Annotated in this window: 25 protein-coding genes; 20 read left to right on the top strand and 5 right to left on the bottom strand. The window is 67.1% G+C overall.

What is annotated here, in order from left to right; all coding sequences use genetic code 11:
• Nucleotides 1-160: 160 nt before the first annotated feature.
• Nucleotides 161-406, top strand: a complete 246-nt coding sequence (locus tag ABLE93_RS06675; RefSeq protein ID WP_348838833.1) for a hypothetical protein — start codon at nt 161-163, stop codon at nt 404-406.
• A 42-nt stretch (nt 407-448) separates the two neighbouring features.
• Here ABLE93_RS06675 and mgtE read toward each other — a convergent pair whose 3' ends face one another.
• Together mgtE and ABLE93_RS06685 are read right to left on the bottom strand one after the other, a co-directional pair.
• On the bottom strand, nt 449-1,819 hold the full coding sequence (gene mgtE / locus ABLE93_RS06680; protein ID WP_348838834.1) for a magnesium transporter: 1,371 nt from the start codon (nt 1,817-1,819) through the stop codon (nt 449-451).
• A gap of 166 nt (nt 1,820-1,985) precedes the next feature.
• The gene (locus ABLE93_RS06685; RefSeq protein WP_348838835.1) at nt 1,986-2,597 is read right to left on the bottom strand and encodes a carbonic anhydrase; all 612 of its coding nucleotides are present in this window, start codon (nt 2,595-2,597) and stop codon (nt 1,986-1,988) included.
• 654 nt (nt 2,598-3,251) lie between these two features.
• Between ABLE93_RS06685 and urtA the strand changes: the two genes are divergently transcribed.
• From urtA to ureG, 13 genes are all read left to right on the top strand, one after another.
• Nucleotides 3,252-4,487 carry an urea ABC transporter substrate-binding protein gene (gene urtA / locus ABLE93_RS06690; protein ID WP_348839339.1) on the top strand — a complete coding sequence of 412 codons (1,236 nt, stop codon included), beginning with the start codon at nt 3,252-3,254 and terminating at the stop codon, nt 4,485-4,487.
• Nucleotides 4,488-4,729: 242 nt separating this feature from the next.
• Entirely contained in the window at nt 4,730-6,367 is a 1,638-nt protein-coding gene (urtB, locus tag ABLE93_RS06695; protein ID WP_510182996.1) for an urea ABC transporter permease subunit UrtB, read from the top strand.
• Nucleotides 6,364-7,497, top strand: a complete 1,134-nt coding sequence (urtC, locus tag ABLE93_RS06700) for an urea ABC transporter permease subunit UrtC (protein ID WP_348838839.1) — start codon at nt 6,364-6,366, stop codon at nt 7,495-7,497. Before urtB ends, urtC begins: the two co-directional genes overlap by 4 nt.
• Before the next feature lie 122 nt (nt 7,498-7,619).
• Complete coding sequence (gene urtD, locus ABLE93_RS06705; RefSeq protein WP_348839340.1) at nt 7,620-8,360, top strand: urea ABC transporter ATP-binding protein UrtD; 741 nt, start codon at nt 7,620-7,622, stop codon at nt 8,358-8,360.
• Between the two features lie 5 nt (nt 8,361-8,365).
• Nucleotides 8,366-9,061, top strand: a complete 696-nt coding sequence (urtE, locus tag ABLE93_RS06710; RefSeq protein ID WP_348838840.1) for an urea ABC transporter ATP-binding subunit UrtE — start codon at nt 8,366-8,368, stop codon at nt 9,059-9,061.
• Nucleotides 9,027-9,917: an urease accessory protein UreD gene (locus ABLE93_RS06715; protein ID WP_348838842.1), complete on the top strand. Its 891-nt coding sequence runs from the start codon at nt 9,027-9,029 to the stop codon at nt 9,915-9,917. Before urtE ends, ABLE93_RS06715 begins: the two co-directional genes overlap by 35 nt.
• 22 nt (nt 9,918-9,939) lie before the next feature.
• A complete protein-coding gene (locus ABLE93_RS06720; protein WP_348838843.1) occupies nt 9,940-10,560 on the top strand; it encodes an urease subunit gamma in 621 nt (206 codons plus the stop codon).
• A gap of 2 nt (nt 10,561-10,562) precedes the next feature.
• Nucleotides 10,563-10,919 carry a GFA family protein gene (locus ABLE93_RS06725; protein WP_348838844.1) on the top strand — a complete coding sequence of 119 codons (357 nt, stop codon included), beginning with the start codon at nt 10,563-10,565 and terminating at the stop codon, nt 10,917-10,919.
• A gap of 39 nt (nt 10,920-10,958) precedes the next feature.
• On the top strand, nt 10,959-12,671 hold the full coding sequence (gene ureC, locus ABLE93_RS06730; protein ID WP_348838847.1) for an urease subunit alpha: 1,713 nt from the start codon (nt 10,959-10,961) through the stop codon (nt 12,669-12,671).
• 87 nt (nt 12,672-12,758) lie between these two features.
• Complete coding sequence (locus tag ABLE93_RS06735) at nt 12,759-13,298, top strand: Dps family protein (protein ID WP_348838848.1); 540 nt, start codon at nt 12,759-12,761, stop codon at nt 13,296-13,298.
• Between the two features lie 58 nt (nt 13,299-13,356).
• Entirely contained in the window at nt 13,357-13,956 is a 600-nt protein-coding gene (ureE, locus tag ABLE93_RS06740; protein ID WP_348838850.1) for an urease accessory protein UreE, read from the top strand.
• Nucleotides 13,949-14,671, top strand: a complete 723-nt coding sequence (locus tag ABLE93_RS06745; protein WP_348838853.1) for an urease accessory protein UreF — start codon at nt 13,949-13,951, stop codon at nt 14,669-14,671. Before ureE ends, ABLE93_RS06745 begins: the two co-directional genes overlap by 8 nt.
• Entirely contained in the window at nt 14,668-15,291 is a 624-nt protein-coding gene (gene ureG / locus ABLE93_RS06750) for an urease accessory protein UreG (RefSeq protein WP_348838855.1), read from the top strand. The genes ABLE93_RS06745 and ureG overlap by 4 nt, the downstream gene beginning before the upstream one ends.
• A gap of 48 nt (nt 15,292-15,339) precedes the next feature.
• On the opposite strand, the gene ABLE93_RS06755 is transcribed toward ureG, so the two are convergent.
• Together ABLE93_RS06755 and ABLE93_RS06760 are read right to left on the bottom strand one after the other, a co-directional pair.
• On the bottom strand, nt 15,340-15,807 hold the full coding sequence (locus ABLE93_RS06755; RefSeq protein ID WP_348838858.1) for a hypothetical protein: 468 nt from the start codon (nt 15,805-15,807) through the stop codon (nt 15,340-15,342).
• Between the two features lie 85 nt (nt 15,808-15,892).
• Nucleotides 15,893-16,471, bottom strand: coding sequence for a hypothetical protein (locus ABLE93_RS06760; protein WP_348838861.1), 579 nt, complete (start codon nt 16,469-16,471; stop codon nt 15,893-15,895).
• 170 nt (nt 16,472-16,641) lie between these two features.
• On the opposite strand from ABLE93_RS06760, the gene ABLE93_RS06765 reads away from it, so the two are divergent.
• From ABLE93_RS06765 to ABLE93_RS06785, 5 genes are all read left to right on the top strand, one after another.
• Complete coding sequence (locus ABLE93_RS06765) at nt 16,642-17,418, top strand: TlyA family RNA methyltransferase (RefSeq protein WP_348838864.1); 777 nt, start codon at nt 16,642-16,644, stop codon at nt 17,416-17,418.
• Between the two features lie 11 nt (nt 17,419-17,429).
• Nucleotides 17,430-18,650, top strand: a complete 1,221-nt coding sequence (locus ABLE93_RS06770) for a class I SAM-dependent RNA methyltransferase (protein ID WP_348839342.1) — start codon at nt 17,430-17,432, stop codon at nt 18,648-18,650.
• Between the two features lie 56 nt (nt 18,651-18,706).
• Nucleotides 18,707-19,483 carry a queuosine precursor transporter gene (locus tag ABLE93_RS06775; RefSeq protein ID WP_348838867.1) on the top strand — a complete coding sequence of 259 codons (777 nt, stop codon included), beginning with the start codon at nt 18,707-18,709 and terminating at the stop codon, nt 19,481-19,483.
• Between the two features lie 79 nt (nt 19,484-19,562).
• Complete coding sequence (locus tag ABLE93_RS06780) at nt 19,563-20,081, top strand: hypothetical protein (protein ID WP_348838869.1); 519 nt, start codon at nt 19,563-19,565, stop codon at nt 20,079-20,081.
• Between the two features lie 43 nt (nt 20,082-20,124).
• Nucleotides 20,125-20,937 (top strand): SAM-dependent methyltransferase, encoded by an 813-nt coding sequence (locus ABLE93_RS06785; protein ID WP_348838870.1) that lies wholly within the window; start codon nt 20,125-20,127, stop codon nt 20,935-20,937.
• Nucleotides 20,938-20,964: 27 nt separating this feature from the next.
• Here ABLE93_RS06785 and ABLE93_RS06790 read toward each other — a convergent pair whose 3' ends face one another.
• Nucleotides 20,965-21,567, bottom strand: coding sequence for a TetR/AcrR family transcriptional regulator (locus ABLE93_RS06790; RefSeq protein ID WP_348838873.1), 603 nt, complete (start codon nt 21,565-21,567; stop codon nt 20,965-20,967).
• A gap of 75 nt (nt 21,568-21,642) precedes the next feature.
• Between ABLE93_RS06790 and ABLE93_RS06795 the strand changes: the two genes are divergently transcribed.
• A complete protein-coding gene (locus ABLE93_RS06795) occupies nt 21,643-22,566 on the top strand; it encodes an SDR family oxidoreductase (RefSeq protein ID WP_348838876.1) in 924 nt (307 codons plus the stop codon).
• The last annotated feature ends 55 nt before the right edge of the window (nt 22,567-22,621 follow it).

Here is a 22,621-nt window from a genome sequence, read left to right on the forward strand (position 1 = left end):
CATGAAGGTATTGCGGTGTCAAAGGCAAGACACCTGTGGCGGACGCTGCGCCCGGGACGCCGAGCAGTCTCCCCAGGGAAACCCTCGGACAAGCTTCATGGGGAACTTCACCGGTGTTCCCGTGTTCGGATCAGAAGATCCAACATTACGAGGCATCACCATGGCAACCGACGACATCCATCGCCTGAAGGCGGACGCCTCCGGCAACACCGGCCTGAGCGAGGTGCTGGCGGAAGCGGTGGGAGGATTCTCCTCCACCGAGGATGCGGTGCGCTTCCTGGCCACCCGCGGATTCGACGTCACTGCGTCGGATCTTGCCGCTGCGGCCAACGAGCCGGTGGACGACGAGGCGGCGGAGGAGGGCGACGGCTACGGCACCCTCATGAAGTTCGTCCGTCACAACTGAGCGCACGATGCGGCGGCCGGCCCATTTCGGCCGGCTGTCGCCTCAAAGAATGGTGCCGTGCAGGAAGAGCCACGCCACCGAGAAATAGATCACGATGCCCGTCACATCGACGAGCGTGGCGATGAAGGGCGCGGAGGCGGTGGCCGGATCGAAGCCCACGCGCTTCAGGGCAAATGGCAGGAGGGATCCGGCGAGAGAGCCGAAAGTCACGATGCCGATGAGCGCCGCGCCGATGGTCACGGCCAAAAGCTTCCAATACTCGCCGTAGTCGAAGATGCCCGCTTCCTGCCAAATGGCGATGCGGATGATGCCGATCACGCCGAGGATGGTTCCGAGCACGATGCCCGTGGGCAGCTCGCGGACCGCCACCCGCCACCAGTCCCCGAGCTTCACCTGATGCAGCGCCAGAGCGCGGATGATCAGCGAGGTTGCCTGCGACCCGGAGTTGCCGCCAGAGCTCATCACCAGGGGAATGAACAGGGCGAGCACGATGGCTTTGGACAGTTCGTCCGAGAACACCTGCATGGCGCTGGTGGTAAGCATTTCCGACAGGAACAGCACGCACAGCCACCCGGCGCGCTTCTTGATCATCTGGCCGAACGAGATGTCGAGATAGGGCTCGTCGATGGCCTCCATGCCGCCCATGCGCTGCACGTCCTCGGTCTGTTCCTCGATGAGGGCGTCGATCACATCATCGACCGTGACGATGCCGAGGACGTGGCCGGTGGTGTCCACCACGGGCACGGCGAGCAGATCGTATTTCGTGATGGTGCGGGCCACGTCCTCGCGGGGAAGGGTCACCGGCACGCTGATGGGAGCGTAGGGATTGGCGACGGAGAGGATTGAGGCGCCGGGCTCGCCCGAGATCAGCCGGCGCAGGGAGACCGCCTTCACCAGGCGGCGGGATTCCGGTGCCAGCACATAGATGGCGTAGACCGTCTCGCGGCTCTGCTCCACCGCCCGGATGTGGTCAAGGGTCTGCTGCACCGTCCATGTGGAGGGCACGCTGACGAACTCGGTGGTCATCAGGGCGCCGGCGGTTCCGGCAGGGTAGGAGAGCAGTCTATCGATGGCGGCGCGGGTCTCGCTCCCGAGGCCGTCGCGCAGACGGCCCTTGGTGGGCTCCTCGATCCAGCGCAGCACATCCGAGGCACGGTCAGCCGACATGCCTTCGAGCAGCATGACCGCCTTCTCCTGCGGAAGAGCCTCGATCACCTCGCACGCATCGTGGAACTGGGGCTGGTCGAGGACCTCGATGGCCCATTCAATGGGCAGGTGGGCGACGATGGCGGTCGCCTCCGTCGCGGATTTTCCGTTCAGGAATTCCACGATGTCCGCCACGTGCTCCTGTCCCAGCCGGGCGGCGAGGTTGGCGTCGGTGTGGTTGGGGTCCCGGATCGGGGGAATGTTCATGCGATGGTTCCAGCCCGCTGTGCGCAGGTGGGCTCCTGCGCGATGACGCACCGACTAATTGACATTTTCTGCACCACCATGACACCGCCAAGCTTGCTAACGACGTTCGCAAGCGCGACCCCGCCGCGGTGTCACGTCAGGGTTTGGCGCAGCCCAGGAGGAAGGATCAGGCCGGGGAGAAGGTGCCGTCGTCGCCGAGCACCTCAAGACGGCCGGTCGCAACTCCGAAATAGGCGCCATGCAGGGTCAGATCACCTTGCGCCACGCGCTCCGCGACCCAGGGGAAGCCGGCGAGATTGACCAGCGAGAGCTTCACGCAGCACTGCTCACAAAAGCGCTGCTTTTCCGCCGCCGGCAGGTTGGCGTCCTCGGCCATGAGCCGGGCCGGCTCGGCGATGGTCATCCAGCTCGAGACGAAGTCCTCGGCCCCGGGAGGTGCGCCTTCGAGCAGGGCGTGGATGCCGCCGCACTGGGCGTGACCCATGACGATCACCTGCTTTACCCTGAGCACCCGCACCGCGAACTCGATGGCTGCCGAGGTGCCGTGATAGTTGGCGTCCGGCATGTACGGCGGCACCAGATTGGCGACGTTGCGCACCACGAACATCTCGCCCGGGCCAGCATCGAAGATCATCTGCGGGTCCACGCGGCTGTCCGAACAGGCGATGGCCAAAGTCTCCGGCCTCTGTCCGCGCGCCGCGAGCTTCTCGAACAGCTGCTTGCGCTCGGGCCAGGCAACCTCACGAAACCGCCTGTAGCCGGAGATGAGATCGTCCACGCCGTCGCTCCCTCGTGTTGTACGCGCCACGGAAGGCTCAGCTTTTCGAGCAAGTCAAGGGAGGCGAGGGCGGAGCGTAACGGAACCCCTGCTCATCCAGCCACGTTGATCGTGCAACGCACACCACACAACGGGAGACTGGATGATGCGCGGCATTTTGCTTTGGATCATGGGCGTTCCGATTTCCGTGATCGTGCTGCTCTATCTGTTCAACTTCCTCTGACATAGGTCAGTCGCGCTAAGGCTCGCGCCGATCGAATTGGCGCGCGCCTGCGCATCGCGCTTGTGCTTAATTGTTAAGCAGAGCTGCATGTGCTGAACGCACGGCGCGCGAAGGCAGGAACCGCAAATTGGCGGTATCAAATTACATTTCTTGTCTTTGGATCTGCGTCGAAACTCTGAGACGCACGAATTGCGTACATTGGGGCAATATCGTGATGCCCCTTTGGGCAAAATCCCCTCGCCCTTACTTCACCGACGCAGTTCCGGCATGCGCCCGGACGCGCGACCTTCGCTGGCACGGCGTTTGCTGACCTGTTCGCTGGCGGCCCCATCGGGCCGTTACAACAGGGGAGAGAGCGAATGCTCGGTTTGCTGGGACAGGCGACCAAAGGTCTGGGCGCGTTTGCCGCAGCCGCCGCCATCGTGGGCACGATGGGCATTGGCGCTGCGAAAGCGCAGGAAACAATCAAGGTCGGCATCCTGCATTCATTGTCCGGCACCATGGCCATCAGCGAGACGACGCTGAAGGACGTGATGCTCATGCTCATCGACGAGCAGAACAAGAAGGGCGGCATCCTCGGCAAGAAGCTCGAGGCGGTCGTGGTCGATCCGGCCTCCAACTGGCCGCTGTTCGCCGAGAAGGCGCGCGAACTCATCACCAAGGACAAGGTTTCCGCGGTCTTCGGCTGCTGGACCTCGGTGTCCCGCAAGTCCGTACTTCCGGTGTTCAAGGAGCTCAACAGCATCTTGTTCTACCCGGTCCAGTACGAGGGCGAGGAGAGCGAGCGCAACGTCTTCTACACCGGTGCCGCGCCCAACCAGCAGGCGATCCCGGCGGTGGACTACCTCGCCAAGGAAGAGAAGGTGGAGCGCTGGGTGCTCGCTGGCACCGACTACGTCTATCCCCGCACCACCAACAAGATCCTCGAGGCGTATCTGAAGTCCCGCGGCGTGAAGGCCGAGGACATCATGATTAACTACACGCCGTTCGGCCATTCCGACTGGCAGACGATCGTCTCCGACATCAAGAAGTTCGGCTCCGCCGGCAAGAAGACCGCGGTGGTGTCAACCATCAACGGTGACGCCAACGTGCCCTTCTACAAGGAGCTGGCGAACCAGGGCATCAAGGCCACCGATATCCCGGTCGTCGCCTTCTCGGTGGGTGAGGAAGAACTCGCCGGCATCGACACCAAGCCCCTCGTCGGCCACCTCGCCGCGTGGAACTACTTCATGTCCATCGACACGCCCGAGAACAAGGCGTTCATCGAGAAGTGGCATGCCTTCACCAAGAACCCCAAGCGCGTCACCAACGATCCCATGGAAGCCCACTACATCGGCTTCAACATGTGGGTGAAGGCGGTGGAGAAGGCCGGCACGACCGATCCAGACAAGGTGATCGCGGCGCTGCCCGGCATCAAGCAGGCCAACCTCACGGGCGGCACCTCCGAGATGCTCGCCAACCACCACATCACCAAGCCTGTCTTCATCGGCGAGATCGAGGGCGACGGCCAGTTCGACGTGGTGTGGAAGACCGACGGCCTCGTGCCCGGCGATGCGTGGTCCGACTTCCTCGACGGCTCCAAGACCCTTGAGGCCGATTGGGTGAAGTACAATTGCGGCAACTACGACACCACCAAGAACACCTGCCTCGCCACCGCCGCCAAGTAAGGGATCGCGTGAGCGATCGCGGATGTGATCGCATCACCTGAGCAAGGGCGTCCGCCGGGCGCTGCCTCCGCCTATGACGCCGCCTCGCTCGAGGCGGCGAACTTGGACCGGTGACTCCCGGCCTCGCGTTTCCCGTCCCCTGGGCGCTCCTCCCTCTCCCCGTCGCCGGGAGGGGGAGCCATCCTGCTCTCCTGATGAGGCCGCCGGCATCACCGGTCGCGCCGGAGCGGTTGACCTCCATGATGCGCCTGCGTCCCGTCCCGCTGTCGTCTCCCCTGCGGCTCTTCCTTCTGCCTTTCCTCGCGATGCTGCTCGCCGTCTTCGCGGCCGCGCCGGTTAAGGCGCAGGGCCAGGTGGACATCTCGCCCATCGTCGCGAAGTTCGCCAACGACAGCTACAGCGACACCTCGGACGCCCTGGTTGCGCTGTCCGCCACCGGCAGCCCGCGGGCGGCGGCCGTCGTCGATGCGCTCGCGGCTGGAAACCTCGTCTTCGATCCCGCCACCAAGGCGGTCTACATCCGCACGCCCGCCGGCATGGCGGATCCGGCCACCGGCGCCATCGTCGCCGGCGTCCCGGCCAACCTCCCGGCGGTGCGGACCAACAACCGCGTGCGCCGGACCATCGAGGCTGCCGTGGGCGCGCTTTCGCTGCTCAATCCCGATCCCGGGCGCCGGATGGACGCGGCCAACGCGGTGTTCAAATCACGCGATGCGGCCGCCCTTGCGACGGTGGAGAGCGCCATCGCCAAGGAGAGCCTGCCCGCCATCAAGGAAGCGCTGGAGCAGGCGCGCGCCGCGATCCTCATCGGCAAGGCGGATGCGCCGGAGGCCGAGCGTCGCGTCGCCATCCAGAAGATCGCCGCCCGGGGCGATCAGGAGTCCATCAGCCTGCTGCGCAGCCTGCCGGCGGATTCCCCGCCGGCGCTAAAGTCCGCTGCCGAGGCGGGGATCGCAAAGGTGGAGCAGAATCTGAAATTCTGGGCGGTGGCACAGAACGTCTGGTACGGCCTCTCCCTCGGCTCTGTGCTGCTTCTTGCCGCCATCGGCCTCGCCATCACCTTCGGCGTCATGGGCGTCATCAACATGGCCCATGGCGAGATGGTGATGCTCGGCGCCTACACCACCTTCGTGGTGCAGGAGCTGATCCGCCAGAAGGCGCCGTATCTCTTCGACTGGTCGCTGACCATCGCCCTGCCGCTGGCCTTCCTGTTCACGGGGCTGGTTGGCATCCTCATCGAGCGCACGGTCATCCGCTTCCTTTACGGCCGGCCGCTGGAGACGCTGCTCGCCACCTGGGGCGTCTCGCTCATCCTGCAGCAGGCGGTGCGCAGCGTTTTCGGTCCCACCAACCAGGAGGTGGGTGCCCCGTCGTGGATGTCCGGCGCCTTCCAGGTGGGACAGATGTCCATCACCTACAACCGGCTCTGGATCATCGTCTTCGCGCTGATGGTGTTCTTCACCCTGCTGCTCGTGCTGCGGCGAACGCCGCTCGGCCTCTATGTGCGGGCGGTGACGCAGAACAGGCGCATGGCGGCGGCCATGGGCATCCGCACTGGCCGGATTGATGCCCTCACCTTCGGCCTCGGCTCGGGGATCGCCGGCATCGCCGGCGTGGCGCTGTCGCAGATCGACAATGTGAGCCCCAACCTCGGGCAGGGCTACATCATCGACTCGTTCATGGTGGTGGTGTTCGGCGGCGTGGGGAACCTCTGGGGCACGCTGGTGGGCGCCTTCACCCTGGGCGTCGCCAACAAGCTGCTGGAGCCGTTTGCCGGCGCCGTGCTGGGCAAGATCCTGCTGCTCGTCTTCATCATCCTCTTCATTCAGAAGCGCCCGCGCGGCCTGTTCGCGCTCAAGGGCCGGGCGGTGGAATCATGAACCGCACCCGCATCATCGACCGCACCGGCGGCATCTTCCTCATCGTGGTGCTGGCGGCGGCGGTGCTGATCCCCGCCTCCAACCTGCTGCTGCCGCCCGGCAATCCGCTGCACGTGCCGGACTACATGATCCCGCTGCTCGGCAAGTATCTCACCTACGCCCTGCTCGCCGTCTCGGTGGATCTGGTGTGGGGCTATTGCGGGGTTCTGTCCCTCGGCCACGGCGCCTTCTTCGCGCTCGGCGGCTATGCCATGGGCATGTATCTGATGCGCCAGATCGGGCCGCGCGGGGTCTATGGCAATCCGGTGCTGCCGGATTTCATGGTGTTCCTGAATTACAAGGAGCTGCCCTGGTTCTGGTACGGCTTCGACATGTTCCCCTTCGCCATGCTCATGGTGGTGCTGGTGCCGGGGGCCCTCGCCTTCGTGTTCGGCTGGTTCGCCTTCCGCTCGCGTGTCACCGGCGTCTATCTCTCCATCATCACCCAGGCGATGACCTTCGCGCTGATGCTCGCCTTCTTCCGCAACGACATGGGGTTCGGCGGCAACAACGGCCTCACCGATTTCAAGGACATCCTCGGCTTTCCCATCTCGGCGCCGTCGACACGCCTCGCGCTGTTCGTGCTTTCGGCGCTCGCGCTGGCGGCGGGCTATCTTCTGTGCCGGGCGCTGGTCACCTCCAAATACGGCAAGGTGCTTGTGGCGGTGCGCGATGCGGAGAGCCGCACGCGGTTCCTCGGCTACCGGGTGGAGAACTACAAGCTCGTCGCCTGGGTGCTCTCGGCCATGCTGGCGGGCGTCGCCGGCGCGCTCTACGTGCCGCAGGTGGGCATCATCAATCCGTCCGAGTTCGCTCCCGCCCAGTCCATCGAGATGGTGATCTGGGTGGCGGTGGGGGGGCGCGGCACGCTGGTGGGCGCGGCATTGGGCGCGCTCATCGTCAATGCCGGCAAGACGTGGTTCACCGGCGTGCTGCCGGAGGCCTGGCTGTTCGCCCTCGGGGCGCTGTTCGTGCTGGTGACCCTGTTCCTGCCCAAGGGCGTCCTCGGGCTTGCCGCCAGCATCTCGCAACGGTGGAACGCGCGGCCGCCCTCGACGGCGCCCACGCCCAGCGCGACCCCCGCGGAGTGAGCGCCATGAGCATGCACACCCCCTCCGTCGATCCCTATGCGGTGAAATCCCAGGGCGCGCTCTCCCTGGAGGCCGAACTCGGCTTCCTGAGCGCGGACCAGCCCCGTCCCGACCGGCTCGCCATGACCTCGGCGCTGCTCTACCTCGACAACATCACCGTCTCGTTCGACGGCTTCCGCGCCCTCAACGCGCTGTCGCTGGTGATCGGCGAGAGCGAGATGCGTGCCATCATCGGCCCCAATGGCGCCGGCAAGACCACGATGATGGATGTCATCACCGGCAAGACCCGCCCCAACCAGGGTGTGGCCCTGTTCGCCGGCGTCAACGACCTCACGAGCATGGACGAGGCGGCCATCGCCCAATTGGGCATCGGCCGGAAATTCCAGACGCCCACGGTGTTCGACATGCATTCGGTGGAGGACAATGTCCTCCTCGCGGTGAAGGCCGACCGGCGGCCCTTCGCCAACATGGAGTGGAACCCGAGCCGCCACGAGCGCGAGCGGGTCGAGGAACTGCTGGAACGGGTGCGTCTCAAGGACCAGCGCTTCCGCCGCGCCGGCGATCTTTCCCACGGGCAGAAGCAGTGGCTGGAGATCGGCATGCTACTCGCCCAGGAGCCGCGCCTGCTGCTGGTTGACGAGCCCGCCGCCGGCATGACGGACCAGGAGACTGCGGACACCGCCGTGCTGCTGAAGGAGATCGCCAAGACCCGCTCGGTGGTGGTGGTGGAGCACGACATGCTCTTCGTGCGCGACCTCGACGTGAAGGTCACGGTGCTGCACGAGGGCTCGGTGCTGGCCGAAGGCCCGCTCGACCAGGTGAGCGCCGACGAGCGCGTCATCGAAGTCTATCTGGGGAGGTGAGGGGGATGCTGAAGGTTGAGAACCTCGACCTCTATTACGGCGCCGCCCACACCCTGAAGAAGGTGTCGGTCGCCGCCGAGGCCGGCAAGGTGACGTGCGTGCTCGGCCGCAACGGTGTGGGCAAGACCTCCTTGCTGCGCGCCATAGTCGGCCAGCGACCCATCGCCGGCGGCTCTATCACGCTGGATGGCAAGGACATCTCCAGGCTCTCGACGCCGGACCGGGCGGGCCTCGGCATCGGCTTCGTGCCGCAGGGGCGGGAAGTGTTTCCGCTGCTGTCGGTGAAGGAAAATCTGGAGACCGGCTACGCCCGCCTCGCCCGCAAGGACAAGTTCGTGCCGCAGGAGGTGTTCGACCTCTTCCCGGTGCTCAACAGCATGCTGCGACGGCGCGGGGGCGACCTTTCCGGCGGGCAGCAGCAGCAGCTCGCCATCGGCCGCGCGCTCGTCACCCGCCCGCGCCTCCTGGTGCTGGACGAACCGACGGAAGGCATCCAGCCGTCCATCATCAAGGACATCGGCCGGGCAATCTCCTATCTGCGTGACAAGGGCGACATGGCCATCATATTGGTGGAGCAGTATTTCGAGTTCGCCCGTGAGCTGGCCGACAGCTTCATCCTGATGGACCGCGGCGAGGTGGTGGCAAGCGGCGACAGGAGCGGGCTGGATGGCGACGACGTTCGCCGCCTCATGGCGATCTGACAGCGGGCCCGACCCGCGCAGTGCCGAAGGCGCCTCCCCAGCCGCCACATCGGCTCCGGCCCGCCAACGCAGCGAGGGGCGGGTGCGCATCGCCGCCACTGCCTTCGGCGCCGTCACCCGGGTGAGCGACCTGGCCGAAGGCGGCGCGCTCCGGGTGCGGGTGCCGCGCGGGGGAACGGGGCTCGAGGCCGTCATCGTCAACACCGCCGGCGGCGTGTGCTGCGGCGACCGCTTCGCCATCGCGGCGTCCGCCGGCCCCGGCGCGCATCTCACCATCTCCACCCCGGCCGCGGAGAAGGTCTATCGCTCCGACGGGCCGCTGGCCGAGATCAACGTCGATCTGGTGGCCGACGAGGGCGCCCGCCTCGAATGGTTGCCGCAGGAAACCATCCTGTTCGATCGCGCCCGCCTGCGGCGACGCTACGCGGTGGAGCTGGCGCCCTCCGCGTCTTTCCTGTCGTTCGAGGCGCTGATGCTCGGACGCCTCGCCCATGGCGACGCCATGGGGGAGGGGCATGTGGAAGACCACTGGCGCATCAGCCGTGGCGGTGCGCTGGTCTATGCCGACGCTTTCCGTCTGTCCGGACCGTTGGCGCAGGTGCTCGCCCGGCCAACGGTGGCGGCGGGCAACCGCGCAATGGCGACGCTGCTGTTCGTGGCACCGGAGGCCGAATCGCGGCTGGAGGAGGCGCGGGGCCTTCTTGCCGACATTCCCTGCGAGGCCGGGGCGAGCGCCTGGAACGGCCTTCTGGCCGTGCGCTGGCTCGCGGGCGACATCGCAACGTTGCGCCGCGCGGCGTCCTCGTTTCTGATGGCCTTCCGAAAGGCTCCGCTACCCCGCGTGTGGGCCACCTGACACGCAATCGAGGAGAGAAGCCGTGCTGCTGACGCCGCGCGAGAAGGACAAGCTCTTGATCGCCATGGCCGCCGAGGTGGCGCGCAAGCGCCTTGCCCGCGGCGTGAAGCTGAACCATCCCGAGGCGGTGGCGCTCATCACCGATTTCGTGGTGGAAGGCGCCCGCGATGGCCGCACCGTGGCGGAGCTGATGGAGGCCGGCGCCCGGGTCCTCACCACCGAGCAGGTGATGGAAGGCATCGCCGAGATGATCCACGACATCCAGGTTGAGGCGACGTTCCCGGACGGCACCAAGCTCGTCACCGTGCACCACCCCATCCGCGGTATGCCGTCGGAGACGGTGCCTGGCGAACTGCTGCCGCAGGAAGGCGACATCCATTTCAACGAGGGTGCCGAGCGGGTGCGGGTCACGGTCTCCAACACCGGCGACCGGCCCATCCAGGTGGGCAGCCACTACCATTTCTTCGAGACCAATCCGGCGCTGGACTTCGAGCGCGAGAAGGCACGTGGCATGCGCCTCGACATCGCGCCCGGCACGGCGGTGCGCTTCGAGCCCGGCGCCAGCCGGGAGGTGACGCTGGTACCGTTCGGTGGCAAGCGGGAGGTCTACGGCTTCCGCGGGGCGATCCAGGGAGGGCTTTGAGAATGGCGGTGCAGCATTATTCCGGCGGCTGCCAGTGCGGTGCCGTTCGCTATGAGGTGGACGTGGACCTCGACCGTACCGCGGTCTGCAACTGCTCGCGCTGCGGCAAGCTCGGCAGCATCTTCGCCTTTGCCCCGGCGAGCGCTTTCAGCCTCTCGTCCGGCGACGGCAGGACGACGGAATATCTCTTCAATACCGGCAAGATCCATCACCTCTTCTGCACCACCTGCGGCATCGAATCCTACGCCCTCGGCACGGCGCCGGACGGCACGCAGACGGTCGCGGTCAATGCGCGCTGCCTCGACGGTGTCGATCCGAAGAGCCTCCACCCCATGGAACATGACGGCGCCAGCAGGTAGCCGCACGCAAGCAGGCGCGAGCCATCAAGGAGCCTGAAGATGACCACCGGCCGCATGCCCCGCGCCGCCTACGCCCATATGTTCGGCCCCACCACGGGCGACCGGGTGCGCCTCGCCGACACCTCCCTGGTCATCGAGATCGAGAAGGATTTCACCGTCCATGGCGAAGAGGTGAAATTCGGCGGCGGCAAGGTCATCCGCGACGGCATGGGCCAGTCCCAGGTGGCGAATGCCGACGGGGCCATGGATACGGTCATCACCAATGCGGTCATCCTCGACCACTGGGGGGTGGTGAAGGCCGACGTGGGGCTGAAGAACGGGCGCATCGCCAAGCTCGGCAAGGCGGGCAATCCGGACGTGCAGGACGGTGTGGACATCATCATCGGTCCCGGCACGGAGATCATCGCGGGGGAGGGGAAGATCCTCACCGCCGGCGGCTTCGACAGCCACATCCATTTCATCTGCCCGCAGCAGATCGAGGAGGCGCTGGCATCGGGCGTCACCACCATGCTGGGCGGCGGCACCGGACCGGCCACTGGCACCTTCGCCACCACGTGCACGCCGGGACCCTGGCACATCGCCCGCATGATCGAGGCGGCCGACGCCTTCCCCATGAACCTCGCCTTCGCCGGCAAGGGCAACGCCTCCCTGCCCGGCGCGCTGGAAGAGATGGTACTGGCCGGTGCCTGTGCCCTCAAGCTGCACGAGGACTGGGGCACCACGCCCGCGGCCATCGACTGCTGCCTTTCGGTGGCGGATGCCTTCGACGTGCAGGTTATGATCCACACCGACACGCTCAATGAGAGCGGCTTCGTGGAGGACACCATCGCCGCCTTCAAGGGCCGCACCATCCATGCCTTCCACACGGAAGGGGCAGGCGGGGGACACGCGCCCGACATCATCAAGGTGGCGGGGTTGGCGAACGTGCTGCCCTCCTCCACCAACCCGACGCGGCCCTATACGCGCAACACCATCGACGAGCATCTGGACATGCTCATGGTGTGCCATCACCTCGATCCGGAGATCGCCGAGGATCTGGCCTTCGCCGAGAGCCGCATCCGCAAGGAGACCATCGCGGCGGAGGACATTCTCCACGACATCGGCGCGCTCTCCATGATGAGCTCGGACTCCCAGGCCATGGGGCGGGTGGGGGAGGTCATCATGCGCACCTGGCAGACCGCGGACAAGATGAAGCGCCAGCGCGGGCGGCTGAAGGGCGAGACCGACGCCGACAACATCCGCGCGCGCCGCTACATCGCCAAATATACGATCAACCCCGCCATCGCCCACGGCATGTCGCGGCACATCGGCTCGGTGGAGGCCGGCAAGCTTGCCGACCTCGTGCTGTGGACGCCGGCCTTCTTTGGCGTGAAGCCCGATCTCGTCATCAAGGGCGGCGCCATCGCCATGGCGCAGATGGGCGATCCCAACGCCTCCATCCCGACGCCGCAGCCGGTGCACTACCGCCCCATGTTCGGCGCCTATGGCCGGGCGCGCACCCATACCTCGCTGACCTTCGTCTCGAAGTCTGCCATCGAGGACGGGCTGGCGGGGCGGCTCGGCATCTCCAAGGAGCTGGTGGCGGTGGAGAATACCCGCTCGGGCATCTCCAAGAAGAGCATGATCAACAACGACGCCACGCCACACATCGAGGTGGACCCCGAAACCTATGACGTGCGCGCGGACGGCGAGCTGCTGGTGTGCGAGCCCGCGGAGGTGCTCCCCATGGCGCAACGTTACTTCCTGTTCTGATCAAAATTCGCTGCCAAAGGCGGAACCTTTGCCTTGGGGACCCGTTCCAGCGGGTGTTGCAACCCTTTCGTTTGAGGAGCCACACCCATGGCCGTTGTTCGCACATTGTCCAAGAAGTCGGCGAAGACTTCCGCTCTCGCCACCCCCACCGATCTCGAATCCGCCAAGGCCCAGAAGGTCGCCGATGCCATCAACAAGGTGCTCGCCGACAGCTTCGTGCTGTATCTGAAGACGAAGAACTTTCACTGGCATGTGAGCGGCAAGCATTTCCGCGACTATCACCTGCTGCTCGACGAGCAGGCGGCCTCCATCTACGCCACCATCGACCCCCTCGCGGAGCGGGTGCGCAAGATCGGCAAGAAGACCGTGCATTCCTTCGGCGAGATCCTGCGCCTCTCAGCGCTGAAGGAGAACGAGGAAGCCTTCGTCTCCCCCGAGGCCATGTTCGACGAGCTGATCGCGGACAACAAGGCGGCCATCAAGACCATGCGCGACGCGCACGAAGTGGCCGACGAGGCGGACGACATTGCCACCGCCAGCCTGCTGGAAGAATATGTGGACGAGGCCGAAAAGCGCCTGTGGTTCCTGTTCGAGACCAACCAGAATCGGCAGGACAGCGCTTCCTGATCAGCGCCCGGCCGGGGTATGGCACGGCGACGGTCGGGAAGCGGCTCTGGAGTATCAGATGATCCGCGCCACCACCGTCGTCCGCCGTCCCGCCGTCCGCGATGAGAAGGTGGTCGACGAGATCACCCTCGACCATCATGCCCGCCATCGCCGCCGCTTCGCCTTCACGGCGGACGGCGGCTTGTCGTTTCTGCTCGACCTCGACAAGGCATCGGTTATGGACGATGGCGACGCCGTGAAGCTGGAGGACGGCCGCCTCGTTCGCATCAAGGCTGCCCCCGAGGAACTGGTGGAGGTCACCACAGCCAACCCGCTGCGGCTGATGAAAGTGGCGTGGCACTTGGGCAATCGCCACGTCCCGGCGGAGATCACCGAGACCGCCGTCTATTTCGTCGACGACCATGTGCTGACCGAGATGGTCCGCGGGCTTGGTGCCGGGGTTGCCAAGGTCCATAGACCCTTCCGCCCGGAGAAGGGCGCTTACGAGGCGTCGGAAGCCCACGCGGGCCATGCTCACGGCGAACATAGCCACGAAGCCCACCACCACGATGCCCACAGCCATGAGCGCCATGAGCATCAAGACCATGAGCATCACGACCATGGCGAGCCGGGGCACGTGCATGGTCCCGGCTGCGGTCACGACCACAAGCATGGCTGAGCCCGACGCCGAGGCCGCCCCGCTGCCGAATGCGGCCGGCGCGGCTGGGCTCCTGCCCCTGTTCGCCTGGCTGTCGCCGGCTTTTCCCGTGGGCGCCTATGCCTATTCCCACGCCCTCGAATGGGCGGTGGAGGCGGGGGATGTGAGAGACGAGGCGAGCCTTGCCGCGTGGCTCGACGATCTCATGCAGCTGGGCTTCGCCCGCTCGGACGCCATTCTTCTCGCCCACGCCTTGCGAGCCGCCGAAGCAAACGATGCAGCCCGGCTCTTGGAGATTAACGCGCTCGCCGTCGCGCTTGCACCCTCCGCCGAGCTGAGGCTGGAGACCTGTCAGCAGGGCCGCTCGTTTCTGAGTGCCGTGCGCGCCGCCTGGCCGGCGCCGAGACTGGAGGCACTCGCAGGGGCGCTGACAGGCGAGGTTGCCTATCCCGTCGCGGTGGGCCTCGCGGCCGGCGGGCACCGCATGCCTCTCGTCGCGACGCTGGAGGCGTTCCTGCTCGCGGTGGCGCAAAATCTCGTTTCGGCCGCCGTGCGCCTTGCGCCCATCGGTCAGACAGCGGGCACCCGCGTGGTCGCTTCCCTCGCGCCCCGGGCGCTGGCGCTGGCTCAGGAAGTGCCCTTGCTCAGCTTTGATGATCTCGGCAGCGCGACCTTTCGCGCCGATCTCGGCAGTTTTCGCCACGAAACCCAATATACGAGGCTGTTCCGCTCATGAGCACCGTCCGTCCCCCCTTGAGAGTCGGCATCGGCGGTCCTGTCGGCTCCGGCAAGACGGCGCTCATGGAGGCGCTGTGCAAGTCGTTCCGCGACCGCTTCGACATCTGCGCCATCACCAACGACATCTACACCAAGGAGGATGCGCGCCTGCTCACCGTGGCCGGCGCCCTGCCGCCGGAGCGGATTCTCGGGGTGGAGACCGGCGGCTGCCCGCACACGGCGATCCGCGAGGACGCCTCCATCAATCTGCGCGCGGTGGCGGACATGAACGCCCGCTTCCCGGCCCTCGATCTGGTGCTGATCGAATCGGGTGGCGACAATCTCGCCGCCACCTTCTCGCCGGAGCTGGCCGACATCACCATCTATGTGATCGATGTGGCCGGCGGGGAGAAGATCCCGCGCAAGGGCGGGCCCGGCATCACCCGCTCGGACCTGCTGGTGGTCAATAAGACCGACCTGGCGCCGCTGGTGGGCGCCGACCTTGCGGTGATGGAGGCGGACACCGTCCGCATGCGGGCGGGGCGGCCCTACGTCTTCGCCTCGATCCGACACGGTGCAGGGGTCGAGGTGGTAGCCCGCTTCATCGAGCAGGCCGGGGGCCTCGGCGCCACGGCCTGAGCCGGCGCATGCCCTGAGGCGCGGACGACCCCGCCAGGTTCCTCGATCTCAGCTCTTGGGCTTGCAGGCCGCCTCGAACTTGGTGACTACAGCGCCCATGCCGGCGAGGGGGATCGCGCGCTTGGCGCCCTTCACTTCGATGGTGAGGTTGCCGCTGGCCTTGGCGAAGGCCTTGAGGTCGGCCATCTGGGCCGGGGCTTCCACGTCCACCGCGTCGCCTTCCTCCATGGCGACGGCCTTGCCGGGCAGGCTCTTCTTGATGCTGCCGGCGGAAAGCACCAGCGCCGTCTCGGCTCCGCGCGTCAGGTCCTTGGAGCCGATCATGGACTGGACGGTGAGGGCCGCGCCGTCCTTCTTGCAGAGGAAGAAGATCGCCGCCTCGTCGCTGTCCGGCACGCCGAAGACGATGGCCGCGGTGTCGTCGCTGTCCTGCAGGTGCCAGATCATCTTCTGCTGCGCGAGGGCCGGCGCCGTGAGCGCGAGGAGGCCGGCGACTGCGAAAGCGGAACGGAGCATGTCAGGATTCTCCCTTTGCGGGCGCGGATCATACTGTCTCGACCGCAAAGGGGAAGGGGCTGGCGCCGGTCCGGAAACCGGGCGCTCAGCGCCGGTCCGGCGCGGGCGCGACGCCGCTCAGGCAGACCCGCCGGAAATCCGGCAGCTTGGCCCTGGCACCGGCGAGCGGATAGCTCTCCGTCGCGCCCGGAAGCCGCACCACGAGGGTGTCGCCTTCGGCCAGAAGGTCGAGCACCCGCGCATCGAGGGCGACGGCCGCCTCCACCACCACGCGGGAATCGTTCGCGCCGCGGAAGGCGGAGGCCGCGAGCTCCAGCCGCCGCTTGCCGGCGGCCAGCGACAGCGCGACGCCATCGCCCGCTCTCACCTTGCCGGCGGCGACCTCCACCGTGAACTGGATAAGCTGGCCGCCCGGCTGGCAGGCCATGGCGAAGAGCGGATCTGCCACCCGCGGCATGCCGAAGCGCAGCACGTAGGTGTCCTCGGCCTTGGCGATCATCCACACCCGCGGGTCGGCCTTCGCCTCGGCCTCCTTGGCGCGGGCCGCGGCCCTCCCGGATTCCGACTTGGGTGCGGCGTGGGCGGATGGAGCCAGCATGGCCGCGCCGGCGAGCATGGCCGCGACCGGGACGATCGCGAACCGCCGAAGAAGCCCTGCGCCCATGTGTTCCGAATCCTTGCCCCGAGCCACACCTTCACGGAACCGGACTGCGACGGCACGCGCCGCCGTATCCGATACACCCGCAATTGTCTGCTGTTTGCTTCCCCCGCGCCCTTCGCATATCACGGCCCCCGGCCGCCCGCGACACCGGGCAGGGAGCCGCACGGCAAAAAATGTTGAAAGCTCATCCGCATCCGCCCGATGCCCCGCACGCTGGACCGGCGCGCCGCGTGCGGCTGGACCGGCTGCTGGTGGAGCGCGGGCTGTTCGACAGCCGTGCGCGCGCCCAGGCGGCGGTGGCAGCGGGCCTGGTGCGGGTTGCTGGCGCCGTTGTTTCAAAGGCTTCGACGGAAGTGGACGCCGCCGCTGATATCGCGGCGGAGGACATTCACGATTTCGTGTCCCGAGGCGCGCTCAAGCTTACGGCTGCGCTCGAAAGCTTCGCCATAGATCCTGCGGGCGCGCTTGCGCTGGACGTCGGTTCATCGACCGGCGGCTTCACCGAGGTGCTGCTGCGCCGCGGGGCGCGCCGCGTGCACGCCGTGGACGTGGGGCACGGCCAGTTCCATCCCCGCCTTGGCGCCGATCCGCGGGTGCACCTGTTGGAAGGCAAGGACATCCGCGCGCTCGCACCCGACGAAATCGGCGAACCGGTGGACCTCGTGGTGGTGGACGTGAGCTTCATTTCCCTCGCGCTGGTGCTGCCGGCCGCGCTCGCTTTCGCCGCGCCGCAGGCACGTCTGGTGGCGCTGGTGAAGCCGCAGTTCGAGGCCGGCCGCGCGCTGGTGCGCAAGGGCGTGGTGAAGGACGCGGCGGTGCATGAGGCGGTCTGCGCGCGGGTGGAGCAGGAGGTGCGCGACCTCGGCTGGCGGCTGCTCGGGCGCATCCCGTCGCCTATCGCAGGGGGCGACGGGAATCGCGAGTTCCTGCTTGGGGCGGTCCGCCCGTGAGCGCCTCTGAAATGGAGCTGGTGATCGAGCGCATGGGTGCCCAGGGCGACGGCATCGCCCGCGGCGCGGACGGGCCGCTGTTCGCGCCCCTGACCCTGCCCGGTGAACGGGTGCGCGGCCATGCGGACAAGGACCGCTTGCAGGTGGAGACCATCCTCGCGGCGAGTCCCGAGCGGGTCGCTCCGGTCTGCCCGCATTTCGGCCGCTGTGGCGGGTGCCTCCTGCAGCACTGGGACTTCGCCCCCTATCTCGCGTGGAAGCGCGGCCTCGTCGCCGAGATGCTGACCCGCGAGGGCATCGAGACCGAAATCCTCCCCACCATCGACGCCCATGGGGATGGACGGCGGCGGGTCATTTTCCACGCCCGCCAGTATGGCAGCCGCACCGTTGTCGGCTTTGCCGAGCGCAAGTCCCATTCCATGGTCGCCATCGACGTCTGTCCGGTATTGGCACCGGCGCTCGACGCCGCGCTGCCCGCCGCACGCGCGGTCGCGGAGGCGCTGGCGCCGCTGAAGAAGCCTCTGGATCTCCAGGTGGTCGCGACCGACACCGGCCTCGACATGGATGTACGCGGCTCGGGACCGCTTCCACCGGGGCTGCTCGCCGATCTTGGCGTCTTGTCCGAGCGCTTCCGCCTTGCGCGTCTGACCCGCCACGGGGAACTGGTGATCCAGCGCGAGCCGCCGGCGCTGATGATGGGGCGGGCCCGCGTCGAGCTGCCGCCCGCCGCCTTCCTCCAGGCGACCGCCGAGGGCGAGCGGGTGCTCGCGCAGGAAGTGCGGGAATCCACCGATGGGGCTCGCAAGGTCGCGGACCTGTTCGCCGGTGCCGGCACCTTCGCTCTGCGCCTCGCGGATACTGCGCAGGTGGTGGCGATCGAGAGTCACGCCGGCGCTCTGGCGGCGCTCTTGAAGGCGGCGCGGGCCACCTCCGGCCTGCGGGGGGTGACCGGCGAAGCGCGCGACCTCTTCCGCCGGCCCCTGATGGCGGCGGAGCTCGCCGGCCTCGACGCGGTGGTGATCGATCCGCCCCGCCAGGGGGCGGAAGCGCAGGCGCGGGAGCTTGCCGCCGCACGCCTCGGCCGGATCACCTATGTCTCGTGCAATGTCGCGACGTTCGCCCGCGATGCGCGCATTCTGGTGGCAGGCGGATTTCGGCTCGAGCGGGTCGCGCCCGTGGACCAGTTCCGCTATTCGCCCCACGTGGAGTTGGTGGGGCGATTCTCGCGCTGAAGCTGGGCTTTGGTTCCGGTTTGCGGTTAAATGCAGCGCAGCATCGAGGCTGCCCCGTGAAACTCCCCGACACGCTCACCATCGCCGGCGAAGGCGTCGCCCAGCGCTCCGGCGTCACTCCGGTCGAAGCCGGCGCCCTCGAGGGCCGGCGCCTGCGCTATTACGATTATTGCATGGTGGCCTTCGCCGTCATCCTCATCTGCTCCAATCTCGTGGGGGCAGCGAAGGTGTCGGTGGTGGAACTGCCATGGATCGGGCCGTTCGTGTTCGGCTCGGCGGTCCTGTTCTTCCCTTTGTCCTATGTGCTGGGGGACGTTCTGACCGAGGTCTATGGCTATGCCCGCGCGCGGCGTGTGGTGTGGGTGGGATTTGCCGCCTCCATCTATGCGGCCGGCATGACGGCGGTCATCGTCGCCATTCCGCCGGCGCCGGGATGGCAGGGGCAGGAGGCCATCGCCAGCGTGTTCGGCCAGACGCCCCGCATCTTCGCGGCCTCCATCCTCGCCTTCTGGTGCGGTGAGTTCGCCAACGCCTATGTGCTGGCCTGGATGAAGGTGCTCACCCGCGGGCATCTGCTTTGGACGCGCACCATCGGCTCCACGGTGGTGGGCCAGGCGGTGGACAGCCTCATCTTCTATCCGCTCGCCTTTCTCGGCACCTGGGAAACGCACCTCGTCATTTCCGTGATGATTTCCAACTACCTGCTGAAAGTGGGCTGGGAGGCGCTGCTGACGCCCGTCACCTACAAGATCGTCGGCTTCATGAAGCGACGTGAAGGGGTAGACGTTTTCGACGTGGGCACCGATTTCACCCCGTTCAAGGTGAAGGTCTGAGACGTCCCCCCGCTCCCGCACCGCGGGCGCCGGCCCGTGCTATCGTGAGGTAGTGGGCAATGCCGGGGGAGCGGGCAGGGTGAATGGCATCTTGATTCCGGTGATCACCTGCGTCGTCGGCGCGGTCATCGGCTTTCTCATCACCCGCATCAATGACTGGATCGTGGAGCGGCGCGAATTCCAGCGCGCGCGCCGCCATCTTCGGACCGAGGCGGCCAACGTGGTGCGTCATTACTCGGTGATGCAGGAGCGCGTGGCCGCCCACGAGACCGAGGTGCCCTGGCGCATCGCCGTCTATCTTGAGACGTGCAGGTTTTACGGCGCCGGCCTTGGCACGTTCGACATGAGCACGCTGCGCCTCTTCGACGAGGACGTGGCGGAAGAGGCGATGTATCTCACCCTCACCATCCGCAACAACAATTCCTATGTGGATCAGGCCAAGCTCTATCTTGAGCTCAATGAAAAGGAGCCGTTCCACGCCGTTTGCTGCGAACTGATCGACCGCTGCCGGATCACTATCGCGCGCGCCCGGCGCATGCAGGATCTTCTCCGCCAGCGCGCGCCCGACACGCCAGCTTCGGCGCCGGGTGCGATCTGACGGCGCGCGCTGAGGCATTCAACGAAGGGAAGGGGACGCGGCGATGGATGCGGTGGCAGACCATTATGGCGGAGACTCCCTGGCCCAAAAGCTGGCCGAGGGTCTGCGCAAGGCCGGCAAGGACATGGACCGGCTCACCACCGGCGACCTCGCAACGGTCGACGAGTTCCACATCCGCGGTCGAAAGGCGACGCTTGAGCTTGCGCAGGAGCTGAAGCTCAGCGCCGCCTCGCACGTGCTCGACATGGGCAGCGGGCTCGGCGGGCCGGCGCGGACGCTGGCCGAGACCTTCGGCTGTCACGTCACCGGCATCGACCTGACGCCGGCCTTCTGCGAGGCCGCCACCACCCTCAGCGCCTGGGTCGGCCTTTCGAACCGCGTGGACTTCCGCCAGGGGGATGCCACACGCCTGCCGTTCGACGCCGCCGCGTTCGATGCCGCCATGACCATTCACGTGGCCATGAACATTGCCGCCAAGGACCGCATGTATGCGGAGGCGAAGCGGGTGCTGAAGCCGGGCGGCCGCTTCGGCATCTACGACGTGCTCCAGGGGGAGGGCGGTGAGGTGCACTTCCCGGTGCCCTGGGCACGCGAGCCGTCCATCAGCCATCTCGCGACGCCCGACGAGATGGTCGCGCTGCTGAAGGATGCCGGCTTCACGCTGGTTCAGGTGGAGGATTCCACCGAGACGAGCCAGCAATGGTTCGAGGCCATGGCGGCGCGCATGCAGGCGGCGCCTCCGCCCGTGACCTTCGAGGCCTTCCTCGGCGGCGACTTTTCCGCCATGGCGCGCAACCAGGTGGCCAACCTCAAGGAGCGGCGGATCCGTACGGTGCGCTTCGTCTGCGAGGCGTGAGGGGCGCCGCGCGGCCGGGAAGGGGCTTCAGATCTCCGCCTTCAGGGCGGTGAAGGCCTCGTTCAAGAGGTCGGCGAGGGAGCGCCGGCCCTCCTCCCGGCTCAGCGTCTCCAGCGAGAGGCGGATGGCGCCGATGGACATCATGGCGACGAGCCTGAGGGCGGTCTCCCGCTCCGGCTGCGGCCAACGTTCTCGGAGCGCCGCGAACAACGTGCGTTCGTGCTGGATATAGCTCGCCTGCTTGCGCGCCTGGACGGCTTCGCTGGAGCGCATGAGCCGATCGAGGGCGATCATGTCGGCGGCGGCATAGGGGGCGCAGGCCGTGATCACCGCCTCGTGCACGGCGTCGATGGGGCGCAGGTCGGGCGTGCCGGCGCGCAGCGCGTCGGCGATCGTGTCCCCCATGCCACTTTGCAGGGACAGCAGGATCTCATCCTTCGACTTGAAATAATAGAAGAACGTGCGGCGCGAGATGCCCGCCGCCGCGGCGATCTCGTCGAGCGTGGTCGCCTCGTAGCCCTTGGCGATGAAGAGGCGGATCGCCGCGTCGCTGATGCGCGCCAGCGTCTCGCGCCGCTTGCGCTCGCGAACGCCCTCGCCTGGCCTTCCGCCATTCCCGTTCCTGGTCATCCACGCGCCGCTTGAAAATCGCACTCAGTGTAATAATATTCTACACCAAGTGCGAAATTACGAAAAGGCGAACTCATGGCCAAGTGGACCGCATCCGACATTCCTTCCCAGCACGGCCGCACGGCCCTCGTCACCGGCACCGGGGGTCTCGGGTTTGAGACCGCGCGTGCGCTTGCGCGCGCCGGTGGAGAGGTGATCGTCGCGGGGCGGAGCGCGGAGAAGGGCGCGGCGGCGGTCGGGCGCATCCGCGCCGAGATCCCCTCGGCCGCCATCCGGTTCGAGACTGTGGATCTCGCCAGCCTCGCCTCCATCGCGGACCTGGCGGAGCGCCTGCGCGGAGGGCTCGAGCGCCTCGACCTGCTCGTGAACAATGCCGGCGTCATGGTGCCGCCGCAGCGATCGGAAACGGCGGACGGATTCGAACTCCAGCTCGGCACCAACTACCTGGGGCATTTCGCGCTGACCGGCCAGCTGCTTCCCCTTCTGCGCAAAGGTAGCGCGGCGCGGGTGGTGACACTCTCCAGCATCGCCGCGCGCAGCGGCGCCATCGACTTCGACGACCTCAATGCCCGGCAGAGCTACAAGCCCATGCCCGCCTACAACCAATCGAAGCTCGCCTGCCTGATCTTCGCATTCGAACTGCAACGGCGCAGCGCGGCCGAGGGGTGGGGCTTCGAGAGCATGGCCGCCCATCCCGGCGTGGCGCGAACCGACCTTCTCCACAACGCGCCCGGGCGCCGAAGCGCCATCGGCATCGCGCGCTCCGCCCTCTGGTTCCTGTTTCAGCCCGCGGCGCAGGGTGCGTTGCCCAGCCTCTTTGCCGCGACATCGCCCCTCGCCAAGGCCGGCGCCTATTACGGCCCCGACCGGCTCAGCGAAACCCGCGGCCATCCCACTTTGGCGAAGGTACCGCCCCAAGCCTCCGACGAAGCCGTCGCCGCGCGCCTGTGGGAGGTGTCGCAGGCGCTGACGGGCGTACGCTATTCCGCCGGCGCGTGATGGCAACAGCGGGACGGGGCCGAAGCGGGTAGACGGCTTCGGCCCTTCGGGGATG

Origin of the sequence: Xanthobacter pollutisoli (assembly GCF_040044995.1) — a bacterium.
GTDB lineage: Bacteria > Pseudomonadota > Alphaproteobacteria > Rhizobiales > Xanthobacteraceae > Xanthobacter.